At 69.3% G+C, this 18,344-nt stretch carries 18 protein-coding genes and 1 tRNA gene; 7 read left to right on the top strand and 12 right to left on the bottom strand.

Annotated features, from left to right (window positions below):
- Nucleotide 1: 1 nt before the first annotated feature.
- Together B118_RS0121140 and pknB are read left to right on the top strand one after the other, a co-directional pair.
- Entirely contained in the window at nt 2-1,474 is a 1,473-nt protein-coding gene (locus B118_RS0121140; RefSeq protein WP_028193378.1) for a serine/threonine-protein kinase, read from the top strand.
- Nucleotides 1,471-3,240, top strand: a complete 1,770-nt coding sequence (gene pknB / locus B118_RS0121135) for a Stk1 family PASTA domain-containing Ser/Thr kinase (RefSeq protein ID WP_028185423.1) — start codon at nt 1,471-1,473, stop codon at nt 3,238-3,240. Before B118_RS0121140 ends, pknB begins: the two co-directional genes overlap by 4 nt.
- A gap of 23 nt (nt 3,241-3,263) precedes the next feature.
- Here the strand turns inward: pknB and B118_RS0121130 are convergent, their stop codons facing one another.
- The 4 genes from B118_RS0121130 to B118_RS0121115 are packed head-to-tail and all read right to left on the bottom strand — an operon-like array spanning nt 3,264 to nt 6,638.
- Nucleotides 3,264-3,914: an aminodeoxychorismate/anthranilate synthase component II gene (locus tag B118_RS0121130; protein ID WP_028185424.1), complete on the bottom strand. Its 651-nt coding sequence runs from the start codon at nt 3,912-3,914 to the stop codon at nt 3,264-3,266.
- A gap of 3 nt (nt 3,915-3,917) precedes the next feature.
- The gene (locus B118_RS0121125; protein ID WP_018828877.1) at nt 3,918-4,208 is read right to left on the bottom strand and encodes a hypothetical protein; all 291 of its coding nucleotides are present in this window, start codon (nt 4,206-4,208) and stop codon (nt 3,918-3,920) included.
- Nucleotides 4,209-4,212: 4 nt separating this feature from the next.
- Nucleotides 4,213-5,838 (bottom strand): class E sortase, encoded by a 1,626-nt coding sequence (locus B118_RS30915; protein WP_080678122.1) that lies wholly within the window; start codon nt 5,836-5,838, stop codon nt 4,213-4,215.
- Complete coding sequence (locus B118_RS0121115; protein ID WP_018812746.1) at nt 5,835-6,638, bottom strand: DUF881 domain-containing protein; 804 nt, start codon at nt 6,636-6,638, stop codon at nt 5,835-5,837. Before B118_RS0121115 ends, B118_RS30915 begins: the two co-directional genes overlap by 4 nt.
- A 185-nt stretch (nt 6,639-6,823) precedes the next feature.
- On the opposite strand from B118_RS0121115, the gene B118_RS0121110 reads away from it, so the two are divergent.
- From B118_RS0121110 to B118_RS0121100, 3 genes are all read left to right on the top strand, one after another.
- Entirely contained in the window at nt 6,824-7,087 is a 264-nt protein-coding gene (locus tag B118_RS0121110; RefSeq protein WP_018217839.1) for a cell division protein CrgA, read from the top strand.
- Between the two features lie 307 nt (nt 7,088-7,394).
- Nucleotides 7,395-9,590 (top strand): (Fe-S)-binding protein, encoded by a 2,196-nt coding sequence (locus tag B118_RS0121105; protein WP_018812747.1) that lies wholly within the window; start codon nt 7,395-7,397, stop codon nt 9,588-9,590.
- Nucleotides 9,591-9,950: 360 nt separating this feature from the next.
- Nucleotides 9,951-10,967 carry a C40 family peptidase gene (locus B118_RS0121100; protein ID WP_196230351.1) on the top strand — a complete coding sequence of 339 codons (1,017 nt, stop codon included), beginning with the start codon at nt 9,951-9,953 and terminating at the stop codon, nt 10,965-10,967.
- 163 nt (nt 10,968-11,130) lie between these two features.
- On the opposite strand, the gene dcd is transcribed toward B118_RS0121100, so the two are convergent.
- Nucleotides 11,131-11,709: a dCTP deaminase gene (gene dcd / locus B118_RS0121095; protein ID WP_018221827.1), complete on the bottom strand. Its 579-nt coding sequence runs from the start codon at nt 11,707-11,709 to the stop codon at nt 11,131-11,133.
- 78 nt (nt 11,710-11,787) lie between these two features.
- On the opposite strand from dcd, the gene B118_RS0121090 reads away from it, so the two are divergent.
- Nucleotides 11,788-12,324, top strand: a complete 537-nt coding sequence (locus B118_RS0121090) for a pyridoxamine 5'-phosphate oxidase family protein (protein WP_018221826.1) — start codon at nt 11,788-11,790, stop codon at nt 12,322-12,324.
- 71 nt (nt 12,325-12,395) lie between these two features.
- On the opposite strand, the gene B118_RS0121085 is transcribed toward B118_RS0121090, so the two are convergent.
- Nucleotides 12,396-13,388, bottom strand: a complete 993-nt coding sequence (locus tag B118_RS0121085) for a zinc metalloprotease (protein WP_018221825.1) — start codon at nt 13,386-13,388, stop codon at nt 12,396-12,398.
- A 294-nt stretch (nt 13,389-13,682) separates the two neighbouring features.
- On the opposite strand from B118_RS0121085, the gene B118_RS0121080 reads away from it, so the two are divergent.
- Nucleotides 13,683-13,756 (top strand) — tRNA-Gly (locus B118_RS0121080).
- 90 nt (nt 13,757-13,846) lie between these two features.
- Here B118_RS0121080 and B118_RS0121075 read toward each other — a convergent pair.
- The 6 genes from B118_RS0121075 to B118_RS0121050 form a co-directional block, all read right to left on the bottom strand.
- Complete coding sequence (locus tag B118_RS0121075; RefSeq protein WP_028193377.1) at nt 13,847-15,034, bottom strand: tyrosine-type recombinase/integrase; 1,188 nt, start codon at nt 15,032-15,034, stop codon at nt 13,847-13,849.
- 2 nt (nt 15,035-15,036) lie between these two features.
- Nucleotides 15,037-15,294, bottom strand: a complete 258-nt coding sequence (locus B118_RS0121070; protein WP_028193376.1) for an excisionase family DNA-binding protein — start codon at nt 15,292-15,294, stop codon at nt 15,037-15,039.
- Nucleotides 15,295-15,532: 238 nt separating this feature from the next.
- Complete coding sequence (locus B118_RS0121065) at nt 15,533-16,639, bottom strand: AAA family ATPase (protein ID WP_028193375.1); 1,107 nt, start codon at nt 16,637-16,639, stop codon at nt 15,533-15,535.
- Nucleotides 16,636-17,790, bottom strand: coding sequence for a bifunctional DNA primase/polymerase (locus B118_RS0121060; protein ID WP_028193374.1), 1,155 nt, complete (start codon nt 17,788-17,790; stop codon nt 16,636-16,638). Before B118_RS0121060 ends, B118_RS0121065 begins: the two co-directional genes overlap by 4 nt.
- Nucleotides 17,787-18,062, bottom strand: coding sequence for a hypothetical protein (locus tag B118_RS0121055; protein ID WP_028193373.1), 276 nt, complete (start codon nt 18,060-18,062; stop codon nt 17,787-17,789). Before B118_RS0121055 ends, B118_RS0121060 begins: the two co-directional genes overlap by 4 nt.
- Nucleotides 18,059-18,310, bottom strand: coding sequence for a hypothetical protein (locus B118_RS0121050; protein ID WP_028193372.1), 252 nt, complete (start codon nt 18,308-18,310; stop codon nt 18,059-18,061). Before B118_RS0121050 ends, B118_RS0121055 begins: the two co-directional genes overlap by 4 nt.
- Nucleotides 18,311-18,344 lie beyond the last annotated feature (34 nt).

Genomic DNA, 18,344 nt, shown 5'->3' with positions numbered 1-18,344 from the left:
CGTGCTCAGTACGGGGGTGAAGCTCGGCAACCGCTACCGTCTCGACGAGCGGATCGCCAGCGGCGGCATGGGCGATGTCTGGCGCGGCACCGACGAGGTGCTCGGCCGGACAGTCGCCGTGAAGAGTCTCCTGCCCGCCCTGCTGGACGATCCTGACTTCGCCGAGCGGTTCCGGGGCGAGGCGCGCACGATGGCGACCATCAACCACCCCGGTGTCGTTGACATCTACGACTTCGGCAGCGACCAGCAGATCGCTTTCCTGGTGATGGAGCACGTGGAGGGAGAAGCGCTCCTGGCCACCCTGAACCGGGTCGGCCGGCTCACCTCCGCCCGGACGATGGCCCTGGTAGCCCAGGCTGCCGACGCGTTGCACGCCGCCCACCTGGAGGGCATCGTGCACCGGGACGTGAAGCCCGGCAATCTCCTGGTCCGGCCGAACGGCACCCTGGTACTCACCGACTTCGGTATCGCCCGATCCGACCTGGTGGCCCAGCTCACCGCCGCCGGCTCGGTACTCGGTACCGCCTCGTACATCTCACCGGAGCAGGCCACCGGAGCGGTCGCCACCCCGGCCTCGGATGTGTACGCCCTCGGTGTGGTCGCCTACCAGTGTCTCTCCGGCCGGCGGCCGTTTGCGGGCGACAACCCACTCGAGATTGCCCTGCAGCACGTCCGGGATACACCTCGGGCGCTGCCTGCCGACATTCCGCCGCAGGTGCGGGCGGTGGTGGAGCGGGCCATGGCGAAGGACCCGGCGGACCGCTGGCCGAGCGCGGCGGCGTTGGCCGGAGTGGCTCGACAACTGAAGGCCCAGCTCTCCCAGTCTGCCCGGGCGGCGGGCCAGGCCAGTCCGGTCTCGGCGGTGCCGGGTCGGGCCAGTGTGGTTTCGCCGGCGCCTGCACCACCGGGTCGGGCTAGCGTGGTTTCGCCAGCGCCGGTCCGACCGGTTTCGGCGGTGCCGGGTCGGGCCAGCGTGGTTTCGCCGGCGCCGGCCGCGCCGGCGCCGGCCGCGCCGGCGCCGGGCCGGGCCAAGGTGCCGCCGCCGGTCGTCGCCCGGCCGCCGCAGGCTTCCCGCTCGCCGGGGCCGCCGCAGCCTTCCCCGCCGCAGCCTTCCCCGCCGCTGGCCCCGCGACCGCAGGCGCAGTGGTCCCCGGTTGCGGCCGTGCCGCTGGCGTCCGCGCGGCTCGGGCACCCCCCAACACCGGCTCCGCGGTCCCGCCGGTCCCGGTTCGGGAGACTGCTCCTTGTCCTCCTCCTGGCCGCTCTGGTCCTGACCTGCTTTCGCATGGTTTCCTACGTTTGGGACGAGGTGTTTGCCGGGCCCGCGGCCCGGCCGGGGCAGTCGACGGGAACGTCCGGCGAACTCCGGCTCGACGGACGCGACGATTCAGACCAAACGTCGTACCGTCAACTGCAACTGCCCGCGACGGGCGGCGACGAGACGACGACGAGCGAAGGACGACAGACGCGATGACAGCGCAGGCCCGCCTGCTCGGTGGCCGCTACCAGGTCGGCGAGCTTATCGGCTACGGCGGCATGGCCGAGGTGCATCGCGGTCGTGACCTGCGACTGGGTCGGGATGTTGCGATCAAGATGCTCCGGGCCGACCTGGCCCGCGACGCCACCTTCCAGATGCGGTTCCGACGGGAGGCGCAGAACGCGGCCTCCCTCAACCACCCGGCCATCGTCGCCGTCTACGACACCGGCGAGGAGCAGGCACCGACCGGGGAGACCCTGCCGTTCATCGTCATGGAGTTCGTCGGCGGGCGGACCCTGAAGGAGGTGCTGGGCGCCGAGGGGCGGCTCCAGCCGCGGCGGGCGCTGGAGATCTGCGCCGACATGTGTGCGGCGCTGGAGTTCAGCCACCGGCACAGCATCATCCACCGGGACATCAAGCCCGGCAACGTCATGCTCACCCAGACCGGCCAGGTCAAGGTGATGGACTTCGGGATCGCCCGGGCGCTGGCCAGCGGCGCGACCACGATGACGCAGACCAGCGCCGTGATCGGCACCGCCCAGTACCTCTCACCCGAGCAGGCCCGCGGCGAGTCGGTGGACGCCCGCTCGGATGTCTACGCCGCCGGCTGTGTGCTCTTCGAGTTGCTCTGCGGGCACCCGCCGTTTGTCGGGGACAGCCCGGTCAGCGTCGCGTACCAGCATGTTCGGGAGACGCCACCGACGCCCAGCGACCTCAACCCGGAGGTCCCCCCGGCTGTCGACGCGATCATCCTCAAGGCGCTGTCGAAGAACCCGCTCAACCGCTACCAGAGCGCCGGCGAGATGCGGGCGGACCTGCTGCGTGCCGCCGCCGGACGGCCGGTCATGGCGACCCCGGTCCTGCGGGAGGAGGAGGCCACCCAACTCGCCCCGGCCGGCGCCGGATACCCGGCCGCCGCGCCCGGTCCACGTACCCAACAGATACCAGCCCGGGTCGGCGACCCACGTCGGCGTCGGGCATCGTCGTGGCTGATCGCCACCTTCGCCGCGCTCGGCGTACTCGCGGTGGCCGCGCTGGCGGTGGTGGCCCTCCTGCCCGAAGAACCCGAGCGGGCCACGGTCCCGCCGGTAACCGGGCTGACCCAGGAGCAGGCGTTCGCGGCGATCAAGGAAGCCAGCCTGGTGCCGAATACCGGCCGGGAGGTCCGCGACAACGACTGCACCAAGGGGGAGGTGGCCAACCAGGAGCCAGCCCAGGGTGAGCGGCTGGCCCCGGACGACGTTGTCACGATCTTCATCTGCGCTGGGCCGGCGACGGTGACGATTCCGGACACCCTGGTCGGCTCCACCTACGACAACGCGAAACGGCAGCTGGAGAATGCCGGCTTCGAGGTCGCGCGGGAGGAGGTCGACGACGCGGAGCCGGCGGGCACCGTCCTGCGGGTGACGCCGGATGAGGGCAGCCAGGCGGCGGAGGGGGAGGTGGTCACACTGACCGTCTCCAAGGGCAACATCGGCACCGTACCGAACGTGGTGCAGTCCTATGTTGAGGATGCCAAGCGGGAGCTCGAGAACGCCGGCTACAAGGTTGACGTCAGGGAGGGCCAGCCGGTGCCGCCGGGCGAGGAAGGCCGGGTGACGAACCAGAACCCGGGTCCGAACACCAAGCTTGCGAGGGGCAAGACGGTGACCATCACGGTGACGGTGCTGGAGGAGCCGACCGAGCCCCCGACGCCGGAGCCGACCGAGACGCCGACGCCGACGCCGGAGCCGACCGAGACGCCGCCGGGCGACGGTGATTGAGGTGCGGCGCTGTTGATCGTCGGTTAGGTGGTGCTGAAGGCGGTACGTCGGCGTGCGTCGACCTCGGCCGCCAGCGCGGGGGCGCGCTCCAGCGCCTCCGGGAAGCCGCAGGACGCCAACCAGTTCGCCAGCATCAGGTGCCCGCCCTCGGTCAGGACCGACTCGGGGTGAAACTGCACTCCCTCGATCGGCAACGTCCGGTGGCGCATCGCCATCACCACACCGGAGCTGGTCCAACCGGTGACCTCCAACTCGGCCGGCAACGTCCCCGGCACGAGAGTGAGCGAGTGGTAGCGGGTCGCGGTGAACACCTTCGGTAGGCCGGCCAGTACCCCCACGCCCTGGTGCCGGACCTCCGAGGTCTTGCCGTGCAGCAGCTCCGGAGCCTGGGCGACGGTGGCGCCGAACGCCTCCCCGATCGCCTGGTGGCCGAGGCAGACACCGAAGAGGGGGAGCACCCCGGCGTACTCCCGGATGATGTCCAGGCAGATGCCGGCGCGATCCGGGCTACCCGGACCGGGGGAGAGCAGGACGCCATTGGCCTTCGCCTGCCCGACCTCCGCGACGCTGATCTCGTCGTTGCGGCGTACCTCGCAGTCGGCGCCGAGCTGACCCAGGTACTGCACCAGGTTGAAGACGAACGAGTCGTAGTTGTCGATGACCAGGATGCGCACGGGTCACTCTTCCGGGGAGGGGGGCGGGTTGTTCTCGTCCGTGTCGTACGGCAGGTCGTGCCCGTCCTCGGTTGGTGCCGGTCCGTCGCCGGGCGGCGGATAGCCGGGAGCACTCGGGTCCCCAGAATCTCCCGTTTCCTGACCGACCTGTACATCGTCGAAGGGGAGCAGCGGCTCAGCCCAGGGGAAGATTACGTACCAGAGCAGGGCGACTGCGGCCGTCGTCAACAGGACGCTGCCGGCCAGCTTGCCGGGAAGTCCGAACGGCAACTTCCGCCAGATCCAGGCGTACATCTCCTCAGCCCCCCAGTTCCGCCGGGCGACCCACCGACTTGGCCTGGGTCCGGTCCAGCTTCGCGTGGATGATCAGGCGTTCGTAGTTGTCGAACTTCGGGTGGCAGGTGGTCAGGGTGAGCATCGCGTCGGTCGGCTCGGCACCCGGGTCGCCGGGAACCGGCGCCACCACGGACACCTCGCTCGGTTTGACGATGTGATTGCGAGTGACGCGGTAGATGTGCCAGTTGTCGCGATCCTCGGCGACGATCACGTCGCCATCCTTCAGCTCGTCGAGTCGCCAGAAGGTGGCCCGGTTCCGGTGTCCCGCGATGGAGAAGTTGCCGGGCTGGCCGGGGAGGGCACTCGTCGGATAGTGGCCCGGGGCGTATCGGAGGTCCTTCTGGGTCACCCCCTCGACGACAATCCAGTTCTTGTCGAGCTGTGGAATGTACAGGCCGGCGATCGGAGTGCCCTGCACGGTCGGCGAGGCGGGGGCGGACGAGGAAGCAGCGGAGGGCGTCACCGTGGGGTCACCGGTCGGCCCCCACGCCTCGGCAAGCTGCTGGCTGAGGTCGTTCTGGTGGGCGTTGACGATCACCGACTTCCCCCAGATCTCGTACCCGGCGAAGAGGAGCACCACTATGCCGAAGGTGATGAGTACCTCTCCGGCGGCGCGGACGCCGGTGCGGAAGCGGGACCGGAACGTCGGCCGAGTCATCTCCGAGTAGACGCTCTTGTAGCCGTCGCCGGACTGCTCTGGGCGTAGCTTGACCACCCGCTCGCCCCGGCGCGGCTGGGCCGGCTCCCCGCCGGCGGGTTCGGTCGTGGCGTCCGCGTCCCGCGGCGGCTGGGGCACCGCGCCCATCAGGGCGGTGGAGTCGAGTGGCGGAGGAGGACGGCTGGCCACTCGCGGGATGAGCGCGGTGGCCGCCGGATCGGCGGCGGAGCCAGTGCCCCGGGGGGTATCGGGGACCGGGCTGGCCTTCGGGGCGGTGTCAGCGTTCGGGGCGGTGTCAGCCTCCGGGGCGGTGTCAGCCTCCGGAGCGGTGCCGGCCTCCGGGGCGGTGTCAGCGTTCGGGGTCGCGGCCCGCGGCGGTGTGGTGGGAATGAAGGCGGTGGGGGCGTCAGCCGTCGACGGGGTGCGGTCCCACGCTGGCCGGCGCGGGTGGCCCGGGCTCGCTGCGGGGGAAGGGGTGGGTGGTCCCGACGAGTGGGGTGGGGTTTCGGGCCGAAGTTCCCGATGGGCTGCGGTCGGCTGGTCGAGTAGCCGCTCGGCCGCTGGTGCCGTCGGTGGCGCTGGTTCCCTCGGTGGTGGCGCTGGTGCCGTCGGCGTGGGCGGGTACGCAGCGTCGAAGGCTGAGCCGGTTGGAGGTGCTGAGGCGGGGCCGGCCGAGTGTCGTGGTGACTGGCTCGGCGGGCGCTGCGGCGCGCCGGCCAACCCCGGCAGCTGGATCGGCTGGCTCGGTGGGGCTGGGGCGGACGGCTGGCCCGGTGGGGCTGGGGCGGACGGCTGGGGCGGGGCTCCCGGCGGGGGTAGCGGCTGCTCCGCATCGTGCCGGGGCTGCTGCCCGGGGCGCTCCAGCCGCGGCAGGAACGCCGTCTCGTCGTTGTCCCGATCGGGTTGCCAGTTCTCCGGTGCCCTGGTCATTCGGGCACCGTCGTCCAACGGAGGGCGGCTGAGCCCTCAAACGCCGGCACCGTCACGGTGGAGTCAGTCTCCTTGTAGCCGAGCTTGTAGGTGTTCGCCAGGTCTCTGAACAACCGGACTCCCTCGGATTCGGTGAGGGCCTGCTGGAGAGCAGCGGGGTCACCGATCGCTACGATCTTGAATGGAGGGGAGTACACCCGGCCATGGAGTAGCAGGGTGTTACCGACGCAGCGTACCGCGCTGGTGGCGAGTACGCGGACATCCATGATTGACATCGCCTCCGCGCCGCCGGCCCAGAGGGCGTTCACCACGGCCTGTACGTCGCCTTGGTGCACCACCAGGTCGTCGTTGGTGGCGCCTGCGGGCAGGTTGCCGTCCCCGCGCCGCGGCGCGTCGTCGAGCTCCACGGTCACCCCGGGGCCGGTGAGGGCGGTGAAGCCGGCCGGCTCCTGGCTGGCCGCCGCCCGCTCCTGCTGCTGCTGGATCGTCCCGTCCGAACCGGCGAGGGCGTCGGTGCGGGCCTCGACCGTCGCGCGGAGCTCCGCCGCCCGCTGCTCGCTGGCCGCCACCTCGGCGTGGCGGTCCTGGATGAGCTGGTTGAGCTGGGGGCGCCGGTCCTCGCGCAGGGTGGTGCCCCCGGCGGTGGTAGCGGTGGTGGTGAAGAGCAGCCCGGCCGCAGCGGCGATCAATGGTACGCCGACCGGCCAGCCGAGCCGGCGCTGCCGAGGGCGCCGGATGAGGGCGACGACGACCCGCCGGAGCACCTTCCGCCAGGAGGCCGCGCCGGATGTGTACTCCACGGGTTCCCTCCCCTCGTCGCCTGCCAGCCCGCTCCAATCACCCCTCCGGGTGTTGGAGAAGACCTTTCGTGGCCTGAACGGGTCTTCCGGACTACGCTAGCTGTCGAACATTATTGGCCATGGACCGTCGCCCTCGCGCCCGGTTGTCAGGCCGGACGAGGTCGTCACCCCCTCTGGAGAGCGTCGTGCCCAAGTCTCAGGTCCGTAAGAAGAAGGTGTACACCCCGCCGACGGATGTGCGTCCGACGGCGACGGCGGCGACGCGTAAGCCTAGCCCGGTCTGGTTGCCGGTCACGGCGGTCGCGCTCATCGTCGCCGGCATCGGCTGGCTGGTGGTCTACTACCTCTCCGAGCAGGCGTATCCGGTCATGTCGTGGGGTTACTGGAACCTCGCGGTGGGCTTCGGCGCAATGGTCGGCTCCCTGATCCTGCTCTCGCGCTGGCGTTGACCACGCGTTGACCCGCGCGCCGGCCGGAGCCGGCGCGCCCGCCCAGCCAGCCCGGTCGACCTGGCCCCAATCGGCGCTGCCGGGCGCGGCACCTTATGGTGTGGCGCAGGACGGAATCGCTGCGGGTGCGAGATGCGTCACGTTACCGCCGGGTAACCTTGCGCGTAGGCTGCACTGCACGACCGGGTGAGGCAAGGTCAACGATCGGCCCGGGCCCGGGTGCGCGGCAGGAGCTTCGCCGACCGCGTCCTGGCCGGTACCGATCGCCGAGCCGCTCGAGCAGTAGTAGACCGGGAGGGCCGACTCGATGGGCAGCGTCCAGATCGCCACCACGATCGTCGCGGCCGCCATCACCGCGGTGGCGGTGTGGCTCGCCGTGCGGGCAGTCAGGAAGATGGTGGCGGTGATCCGGCTGGGCCAGCCGGATCCGGCCCGCTTCACCGACTGGGCCACGCGGACGCGGACGATGCTGGCGGAGACCGCCGGGCACACCCGGATGCTTCGCTGGAGTCTGGTGGGAGCCGCGCACTGGTTCGTGATGGTCGGGTTCATCGTGCTGTCGCTGCTGGTGCTGGAGGCGTACTTCGAGGTCGTCTCCCCCACCGGGGGACTCCCGCTGGTCGGGAACTGGGCGGTCTACGGTCTCGTCACCGAGTGGCTCGGCATCCTCGGGATCGCCAGCATCCTGGTGTTGATCGCGATCCGGCTGCGCAACCGACCGACCCGGCCCGGTGGGAGGTCCCGGTTCACGGGCTCAACCATGTGGCAGGGCTACTTCGTTGAGGCCGTCATCCTCGGCGTCCTGGTGATGGGTTTTCTCATCCGGGGTTTCAAGGTCGCTACTGATCACTTCGAGTACCCGGTTTGGGCGGCACCGCTCAGCCACGCGGTCGGTGGCCTGCTACCGGACTGGGAGGCCGGGGTCAGCGTCGCCGCCGTCATCAAGATTGCGATCTCGATGACCTGGCTGATCGTGATCTCGCTGAACGTGACCATGGGAGTCGCCTGGCACCGCTTCCTGGCCTTCCCCAACATCCTCTTCAAGCGCAACCCGGGTCGGCCGGGGTCCGGGCTCGGTGCGCTGCGGCCGATGACCAGTAACGGCGAGCTCCTCGACTTCGAGGAGGCGGACCCGGAGAAGGACCAGTTCGGGGTCGCCCAGGTCGAGCAGTTCACCTGGAAGGGACTGCTGGACTTCAGTACCTGCACCGAGTGTGGCCGCTGCCAGTCCCAGTGTCCGGCGTGGAACACCGGTAAGCCGCTGTCGCCGAAGCTGTTGGTGCTCAGCCTCCGCGATCACGCCTACGCGAAGGCCCCGTACCTGCTGGCCGGCGGCGGCAAGGATCTGACCGGTGCGGAGAAGGCGACCGACGGGCAGCTCGCCCACGTTGACGCGCTGGCGCTCGCCGAGGCGGAGAAGCCGCTGATCGGCGGCGCCGAGGAGTCCGGTGTCATCGACCCGGACGTGCTCTGGTCCTGCACCACCTGCGGGGCCTGCGTCGAACAGTGCCCGGTCGACATCGAGCATGTCGACCACATCGTCGATATGCGTCGCTACCAGATGCTCATCGAGTCCAGCTTCCCCTCGGAGGCCGGGGTGATGCTGCGCAATCTGGAGAACAAGGGCAACCCGTGGGGTGCGCCGCAGAACACCCGGGAGGACTGGACCAAGGGTCTCGACTTCGAGGTGCCGCGGGTCGGTGAGGTTGACGACTTCGAGTACCTGTTCTGGGTTGGCTGCGCCGGAGCCTTCGAGGACCGGGCCAAGAAGACCACCCGGGCGGTCGCCACGCTCCTGCACGAGGCGGGCGTCTCCTTCGCCATCCTGGGCGAGGGGGAGACCTGCTCCGGGGATCCGGCCCGTCGGATCGGCAACGAGTTCGTCTTCCAGATGCTCGCCCAGCAGAACGTCGAGACCCTGAACGAGGCGTTCGAGGGCCGGGAGCAGAGCCGGCGCAAGATCGTCGCTACCTGTCCGCACTGTTTCAACACCCTGGGCAACGAGTACGGGCAGCTCGGTGGTGAGTTCGAGGTGGTACACCACACCCAGCTGCTGGCTCACCTGGTCGCCACCGGCGCGCTGACGCCGGTGCAGCCGATCGATGGCGGCGTCACCTACCACGACCCCTGCTATTTGGGCCGGCACAACCGGGTCTTCGCCCCACCGCGCGAGGTGCTCGGAACGGCGATCCAGGGCGAGCTGACCGAGATGCCGCGTAACAGCGAGCGCTCCTTCTGCTGTGGCGCCGGCGGCGCCCGCATGTGGATGGAGGAGAAGATCGGTAAGCGGATCAACGTGGATCGGGTCGAGGAGGCCATGTCGACCGGCGCAGCGACGGTTGCGGTCGGCTGCCCGTTCTGCTCGACGATGCTCAACGACGGCGTGAACGGTAAGGGCGCTGGTGAGCAGGTCGAAGTGGTTGACGTGGCGAGCGTCCTGCTCCGGTCGGTGCGCCCGGAGCAGCCACCGGTTGACCAGAAGAGTGCACAGGTCGCGGGCTGATCCAGCCATTACGGGCTCTACCAGGTGCCGCGCCGGCACCTGGTAGAGCCCTTTCCACACCGGGACGGCGGTGGCACCCCGATGGGGGTGCCACCGCCGGTCGCTTCGTATCAGCTCGACTGAATCGTGACTACTTACGGTAATGGTTGTGGATATAAGTATATTGGCAGTACGTATTTTGAGGGGGGTCAGCACTATTTGTGGGCGAGTGACTACGTAGAGGTGAAACCCGCTCGCCTGCCTTGATTCCGTACCAGGCCCTACCTATTGTTGTGCGTGCGCTGCGGTGGATCGTCTGCCTCGTACCCCCCCTTGTTCCGAGGCGCCCCGCGGTCTGGGTTGCAAAAGGAGTCGGTGCTGGTGGCAACCACGCCCCCTCATCGTCAGGACTGGGTACGGCCACGCCGTTCGGGCGGATTGCGTCGGGCCGTGCACGGTCTGCTCGCCGCGGCCGCCGCGGTGGCGGTCAGTCTCGGCGCGCTGGCGGTTCCCGCGTACGCCGAGCCGACCGTGGAGGAGATCGAGGCCGCGATTGACGAGCAGTGGCGCGAGATGGAGCCCACGATCGCGCAGTACAACAAGGTTCGGGCGGAGCTGAAGACCAACCGCGAGAAGTCGGAGGAGCTGGCGGAGAAGCTCGCTCCGCTCCAGCAGCAGAGCGAGACCGCGATGAAGCGGATGGGCGGTCTGGCCTCGCAGTACTACATCAGTGGGCCGTCGCGGGAACTCGGTGCGCTGCTGGTGAGCGATGACCCGAATGAGATCCGCGAGGAGTTGGCCCTACTGAATCGGGTTGCCATTATGGAGAACCGGCAGCTCGAGGAGGTGCTGGCGATCCGTAAAGAGTATGAGGGCCAGAAGAATTCGCTCGATGAACTGATTGCGAAGCAGGATAAGCAGGAGAGCGAGCTGGCGGCGAGAAAGAAGCAGATCGACGCCGAGATCAAGCGGCTCAAGGACTCACTACCAGTGACCACGGTGTCGACGCCGCAGTGCCCCACCATCAACGGTGTCGTGACCGAAGCTGCCCGGATCGCCATCCGGACCGCCTGCGCTCAGGTGGGTGACCCGTACGTCTGGGGGGCCAACGGCCCCAACTCGTTCGACTGCTCCGGGCTGACGCAGTACGCGTACAAGGCGGCCGGTGTCTACCTGACGCACTACACCGGTGCCCAGTGGAACGAGGGCCCGGCGATTTCGCAATCCGAAGCGCGCCCTGGTGACCTTGTCTTCTTCTCCAGCCCCAGCAACCTGCACCATGTCGGCCTGTACCTGGGCAACGGCCAGATGGTGCACGCGCCCCGGGCCGGCAAGCCGGTCATGGTCGCCAGCATCTACAACATGCCGAGTATCGCCGGCTTCCGTCGACCGGGCTGAGCCGGCGACTGGACCGAGGCCCCGGACGAGACAGGTCGTCCGGGGCCTCGTCGTATCCAGCTGCCGGTCCCGACGCTGCCAGTCCCCGGCGGTGCCGCCGCCGGCTCGCCCCGTGGGAGCGTCGCCGGCTCAGCCGTGGGGTAGCCGTCTTGGTCGCCCGGCGTCAGCGCGTCGGCCAGGTATGCCAACTCTGCCAGGAGCGGCTGGGCGTCGGGCCCCGCTGCCCCTGGTAACGGGACCCGTAGACGGCCGATCCGTATGGGTGCTCGGCAGGTGAGCAGAGGCGGAAGATGCAGAGCTGACCGATCTTCATGCCGGGCCAGAGCATGATCGGCAGGTTCGCCACGTTGGAGAGCTCCAGCGTCACGTGGCCGGAGAAGCCCGGGTCGATGAAGCCGGCGGTCGAGTGGGTGAGCAGCCCGAGCCGGCCGAGTGAGCTCTTGCCCTCCAGCCGGCCGGCGAGCTGGTCCCCGAGCGAGATGACCTCAAGGGTGGAGGCGAGCACGAACTCGCCGGGGTGCAGCACGAATGGCTCGCCGTCGGGCACCTCGACCGCCGAGGTCAGGTCGTCCTGCTGCTGGGACGGGTCGATGTGGGTGTACAGGTGGTTGTTGAACACCCGGAAGAGCTTGTCCAGCCGTACGTCGATGCTGGATGGCTGGACCAGCGCGGGATCGAACGGCTCCAGCGCCAGCGTGCCGGCCTTGATCTCGGAGGCCAGGTCACGATCGGAGAGAAGCATCGGACCACCATAGCGAGTGGGACGACACGCGCCTATTTCGCCTGGGCATTCGAACGCACGTTCGATAGGGTCTGGGGTATGGCTTCCTGGTCCGAGTTCGCCGCCGACGTACCCCGCCTCGCCGACGGGGTACGCCGGCTTCTCCAGCAGTACGGGCCGGGCCTGGGCTACCTGGCCACGGTCCGCGCCGATGGTGGTCCTCGCGTGCATCCGGTCTCCCCGGTGCTCGCCGAAGAGGGCCTCTTCTGTTTCGTGATTGACTCGCCCAAGCGGCGTGACCTGGAGCGCGACGGGCGTTACGCGCTGCACTCCTTCCCCGCAGAGGAGAGCGACGACGAGGCCTACCTCGCGGGTCGGGCGCAGCTGGTGACGGATCCGGCCCGGGTGACCCGCTTGGCCCGCCGACACTGCGCGATCTACGACATCGACTGGCGGCTCTTCGAGTTCAGCATCGATGTCGCGATGATCGCCCAGCACGACATCGCTGGCGTGGCGAGACCGGCGGTTCAGGTCTGGCTGGAGCCGGGTGGTCAGGCCGGGTCGGGTCAGCCCGGCCAGCCTCGACGCGCCGGCTCGCCGGCCCCCACCGTCGATCAGGGCAGCGCGGCGGCCTGAGCGCCGGCCCTGCACGCGCCGCTGCCGGCTCCAAACCTTTGGAGCCGGCAGCGGACCGTACCGGTCGAGGGCTAGGCCCGATACGCATTCCAGGCAGTCAGCATGCGGCTGGCCTGGCCCGGAGTGAATTCGTACATGCAGGAGTCGTACGTGTAGTCCATGAAGTTGTGGATCGGGTCCACGCCCGCCGAGGAGCAGGTGTCCCGTCCGGTGGGGCACTGGTAGGCGGGGGAGGCTTCGGCCGGGGTGTCGCTGACCCCGTCCCCGGAGCCACTGCAGCCGCCCTGGAAGGTGTGGTAAAGGTTCAGCCAGTGGCCAACCTCGTGGGTGCCGGTGTCGCCGAGGTTGTAGTTGGTGGCGGTGCCACCCGGCAGCGACTCGTTCAGCACGACGACGCCGTCCAACTTGCTTATCGAGCGCTGCGGGAAGGTCGCCCAGCCGAGCAGGCCGCTCGAAAGGTCACCGAGGTAGATGTTGAGGGTTTCCGCACCGCCGACGCGCAGCGACCTCTTCATCGACCGTTCCGACGATGAGCCGTAGTTGATCGGGTACCAGCTCGGGTTCGTGACCCGGTTGATCGACTGGAGTGCGAAGCTGAAGGCCGTCGGGGCGCCACCGGTCGCCCCGCTGAACGAGTCGTTCAGCACGTCGATCTGTGAGTAGATCATGGAGTCCGGGATGTTGCCGCCGGCCCGGCTGCTGTTTTCCTGGATGACATGCACCACCACCGGGATGGCGACCGACGCGGGAGCCACGGGTGCGAACGCGGCGGCGCCCTCGCGCCGTACCTGCATCTCCACCAGTTCGATCAGCTCATTCTCCCGTGCTGCCACCTGGGCTTCGGTCAGGTGGTTCGGGTCGTGTTCGGTGATGCTGCCCGGCCGAGCCTTGGCGTCGGCGTGGACCGGCTCGCACTCCTCGCTCGCGGCGTGTTCCGCGGCGTGGTTCGCGAGCGGCGCCGCGTGCGCCGGGACGTAGCCGGCCGTGACGGCGCCGAGGAGCAGCGCGAGCGACGTTGACGCGATGCCGGCGCTTCGACGGGACAGTAGGGGTCGGAGGCCCATGGGCCACCTCCTTCTGGCAGCACAGCGGGGGGGTGTGCGTGCCATGGCAGGAAACGTAAGGCAGACCTTACAAGACATCGACAACTTTGAAAATGCTGAGCCGGCTCCGAAGGGCCTGACCGGCAGTTCGCTCCATCTCCCTTGGCGGGGCTCGTCCGGAGCCACTGCACCGAGCCCGACCTTCGCGGTTACGGGTTCAGCCCGCTCCGGTGACTGCTGCCGCTCGCAGACCGCTCGGGTCGGCGGGTGCCGGGATATGCGCCGCGCGGTGCTTGGGGTACAGTGGTGCCGCTTGCGGGTGTAGTTCAATGGCAGAACATCAGCTTCCCAAGCTGACAGTGCGGGTTCGATTCCCGTCACCCGCTCCACGCACGGAAGCCCTGGTCAGGACAGATGTCCCGCCAGGGCTTCCGTCGTTCTAGACGGCTGAAACAGGTGCTCGTGCCATTAGCGTGCCATTAGCGTGCCTCGGTGGCCGGTCCGCCGCCCTCGGTAGCCCGCTTGACCCGGCGCTTGCTCGGCTTGCGCCGGGCCGCCTTGACGGCCCGGTCGATCGCGTCGGCGATGCCCTGGTCGGCCTCCCGGTTGGCGTGCTGGTAGATCAGCGCGGCGCGAGGGCTGTCGTGACCCATCCGCGCCATGATGTCGCGCAGGCTCGCGCCCGGCGCTCGCGACGCGAGCGTGTTGCCGGTGTGCCGCAGGTCGTGAAAGTGCAGTCCGGGCACGCCCACGGCGGCGACCGCATCGGGCCACTTGACCAGCTTGTTGAAGTTGCCGCGCCAGAGATTCCGGCCGTTCTCACCGGTAAACACGAATGCTTCCGGTGCCTCGCCGACGTGGCTGCTCACGTGCTGTTTCAGTATGGGCAGAGCAGCCTTCGGTAGCGCGATGGTTCGCACACCGGCCCGGGATTTCGGCGGGCCGAGGATCAGGCCGGTTCCTCGGTGTTCGACGAATGCTTGCCGCACGCGCACCGTGCCGGCAACCAGGTCGACGTCTTGCCGCTGCAGGGCGACCACTTCACCCCATCGCAGGCATCCGAACGTGGTAACCAGGATCAGCGCCCGGAAACGGTCTGGCATCCGCTCGGCCAAGGCAAAGATCTGCGGAACGGTAAGCACCGGCCGCTCGGCGGCCTTCTCCTGGTCAGCACCGACAACGCGGCACGGGTTGATCCTGATCAGTTCGTCCTCCTTCACAGCTGTCATCAGGATGGCGCGCAGCAGTCGGTACGCCTTCGCGGCCATGGTCAACGACACGCCGTCGGCGAGCAGACGGGAGCGCCACTCCCGGACCATCGGTGTGTCGATCCGGTTAAGCGGCACGCCGCCCAGGTACGGCGTGATGTGCTTGCCCAGCGTCCATCGGTACAGATGGACAGTGCGGGGGCGCAGGTTCGGCCGCTCGGTGATCCACCGTTCCGCATAGTCCTGCAACTGGATCTTTCCTCGATTAGGGTCGATCCACTCCCTGCGGGCCATCTGCGCCTCAATCAGGGTTAGATACCGCTCGGCCTCGGTTTTGCGGGCGAATGTCTGATCCCCGGGTCGCATCGTGCCATCCGGCGCGAGGTGTCGAACTTGGTAGCGGCCGGAGGGCAACTTGCGCACGCTGCCGTAGCGGCGGTGTCCGTCCTTGTTCGGCATTATCAGGCAACGCTCCTTAACTCGCGCCAGATGGACTCTGCGGTCACGGGCTCGACTCGTCCGGCGTGGACGAACGCAGCCAGGTCGGCGGGGTCGATCCGGATCGACCGGCCGATGCGGTGAAATGCGATCTGCCGCTCGGCGACGGCGCGGCGGACGTAGCGCACGCTCATGCCGATGCGGCTTGCGGCCTCTCGGATGGTCAGCAATTCGGCGGGTAGCTCCAGTACCGGCGCGTTTTGGGTGATCCGCTTAGCCATCGGGTGTCCTTTCCGGGCAGTGCGGTCCGTCAGGGGTGGTGCGGCAAGGCGCTGAGAGCGCCCGTCGCGGTCGTTCCTTTGGTGAAGGCGGTCCGGCGAGGGGTGGTGAAGTGCGATGGCAAAAGGCCGCAGGGCGGGCCGCTGAGAGCCACGCTGAGCCAAGATCTCAGGCATCTGGGTGGTTCTACATAGGGCCTGTGCTGAAACAGCGTGCTGCACCGCTGTTTCAGCGTGTTTGTCAGGGTTGCGGCCAGAGTCCGGGTGTCCCCGTGGTGTCCCCCTTGTTTTCGCTGGTCAGGGTGGGTTGGGGGACACCGGGGACAGGGGGGACACCGGGGACTCGGTACCGGCCGCCGGTGTCGGCGGCGAGTTGTCCGTCGGCGAGCATTCGCTGACAGGTGCGCTTCACAGTTTCGTAGGCAAGGCCGACGCTGCCGGCGATGGCCTTGGGTGTGCTGCCGGGGGTGGTTCGCAGGAACCGCAGGATCGCTGCGCGGGTCTCGCCGACCTGGTGATCCTGGGCCGGGCCGTCGAGCATCTGCCACGCCCCGGCGGCGGTGTCGAAGTTCAGGGCGTACTCGTTTTCGTCAACATCGCGGCCGGTCACGTGGAGCACGCCGTCGCCCTGGTTGCGTGCCCGTTTGAGGACGAGGGTGGCGTCGGCGGCTCCGGCGAGGCCGTTGGTGCCGGATACCTCGGTGAGGAAGTCGTCGGATCCGGCCTTGCGTACGTGGTGGACCAGGACGAACGCGACGCCGTAGTCGTCGGCGACCTTCTTCGCCCGGCCGACGGCGGCGTAGTCGGCGTCGTAGGCGGAGGAGCCGGGTGCGGAGTTGCCGCGTAGCTTGGCGAACACGTCGATGATGACCATGCGCGCGGATGGGTTGCGGTCTAGCCACGCGGCGATGGCCCGGTCTCCGCCTTGCGGTAGGGGCGGGCACTCGGTGGCGAGGGTGAGACCGGCCGGTGCCTTTCGCTGGCCCAGCACCTTGCTCAGCCGTGATTGCAGACGGCGGGCGGTGTCTTCCAGGGCGAGGTACAGCACCGGGCCACGCTCGACGGGGATCGTCCCGAACGCCTTACCGCCGAGGGCGACATCGACACCGAGGCCGAGCGACATCCACGATTTGCCGACCTTCGGTGGTCCGCATAGCAGGTTGACGCCCTCGGACAGCACGCCGGGCACGGCCCACTTTGGCGGGGCGAAGGTCATCGCCATGATGTCGGCCGCGGACCACGAGGTGCGGATCCGGGCTGGCCGCGCCTGCTCGGCCGACAGCACTTCGGCGGCATCGTCCGGCCCAGCGACGTGCAGGTTCGGTCGCTCATTCGGTTCGGCGCTCATGCGGCCACCGTCCGGGGGCGGCGGGCACCTGCCCGGAATCCGGAGGCGATGGTGGCCAGCACCGCTCGGTGTCGCAGTCCGGCGGAAATCCCCGCGTGTTCCAGCGCAGTAGACGCCTCGTCGGTGGACAGGGAACCGCCCGCGACAAGCTGACCGAGCGCCACCGAGGCGAGGTACAGGGCGTCGTTGTGGTGGTCCGGGGCGGTGGTGATCCGCGCGCACTCCCGTTCGACAGCGGATCGCACGAATGCCCGTCCCCGCCCGTTCGGCAGTGCCACCACCACCGGGCGTTGCGGCGGCAGCGGAGCCGGGGTGAGCAGTCCGGCCAGCCAGTCCGGTAGCGGTGCGGGGTCGGTGTCTAGGTCGACGGTGTAGGGCCGTCCGGCAACGGTGGAGCCGGCGGCGACGACGTAGCCGCCGTGGGCGCGGGTGTCGACCATCGGGCCGAGGCCGTTGCCACGCTCTCCGGCGGTGTTGCGCAGGACGGGGCCGTCGTCGGGGTGCCGGTAGTAGAGGTGGGTGCCGCCTCGTCCGGTGGTCACGGTGTACGTGGCGTCGATGCCGGTCCCGTGCTGCCGGGCGAGGTCGGTAAGGGTATCCAGCCCGGTCGGGCCGGCGCTGCCGTCCTTCGGCGTGTCGAGATCGACCACCACGAGGTGGGACGGCCCGCACGCCAGGCCAATGCCGTAGGGGCGGGCGGTCCAGGCTCGGCGGATGCGGTCGGGGTCGGTGGTGGCGCGGGGCTCCCATCCGACGTGCCCGGCGCGGCAGCGTGGGTCGCGGCCGGTGCAGTCGTCGGCGGTGTGGTTGGGGAACGCGGGTCGCTTGTCGTCGGGACGGAGCGGAAGGACGTGCCAGCCGCGTTCGGCGTGGCCGAGGGCGGCGGTCAACAGCGGGTTGTCCGACATGGTGCGGGTCCTCTCCATGACAGCAGGTGGGATGTCGGGTATCGGTCGGCGATGGCGTTGGTACTTTTCGTGGGCGCACGCAGCGCAGTAGCGGGCCTTCTCCCACCGGGCGACCTGCAACGGCAGGCCGGAGGCGGTGTCTTCGGCGGCGACGGTTCGTTCGCAGATGTGCGGGTACGGCAGATCGACTGATACGAAACGACCGAGGGCTTTGCTCGCCCCGATCCAGTGCCCGCCGGTCATCGGCCGGTGATCGCGGCGCGGGTGACGGCCTGGCGCACGTCGCCGAGCAAGCCCACCAACTGCCGCCGTGCGGCCACCTCACCGGAGGCGAGTGCGACCCTGACGCGAACCTCGGCGTGCTCCCGGCCGGCGGCGGTGCGAACTCGTACGAGTACGGCGCGGGCGCGGGCGGCGATGTCGATCACGATCTCTTCCGACCGGTGCTCACCGAGGCCGCAGCGGTGATCCTTGCCGCACCACTCGGTGTGCCCGTCGTGCGGTCGACGGCTCATCGCTTGGCCGCTTGGTACTCGTCTTTGATGTGGTTGATGGCGTGTCGGCCGACGCGCAGCCGTAGCCCGGTTCCGGCGCAGCGGCGGCACTCCCGCCGCAGCCGGCCGAACGCGGACAGCTTGCGGCCGGTGCCCTTGCAGGTGCGGCAACGTCCGAACGGCGCAGCCACGCACAGCGCGAGGTAACCGAGCGTGAGCGCGGCGAGGGTGAGGCAGGGGGCGGTGGTTAGCAGGGTGCGGGGGGTCATGACAGCCTCCAGGGCCGGTTTTCGGGTGTGGTTG

Source organism: Salinispora pacifica CNR114 (assembly GCF_000514775.1).
In the GTDB taxonomy this organism is placed as follows: Bacteria; Actinomycetota; Actinomycetes; order Mycobacteriales; family Micromonosporaceae; genus Micromonospora; species Micromonospora pacifica.
This window is presented reverse-complemented; position numbering and strand designations above follow the sequence as displayed.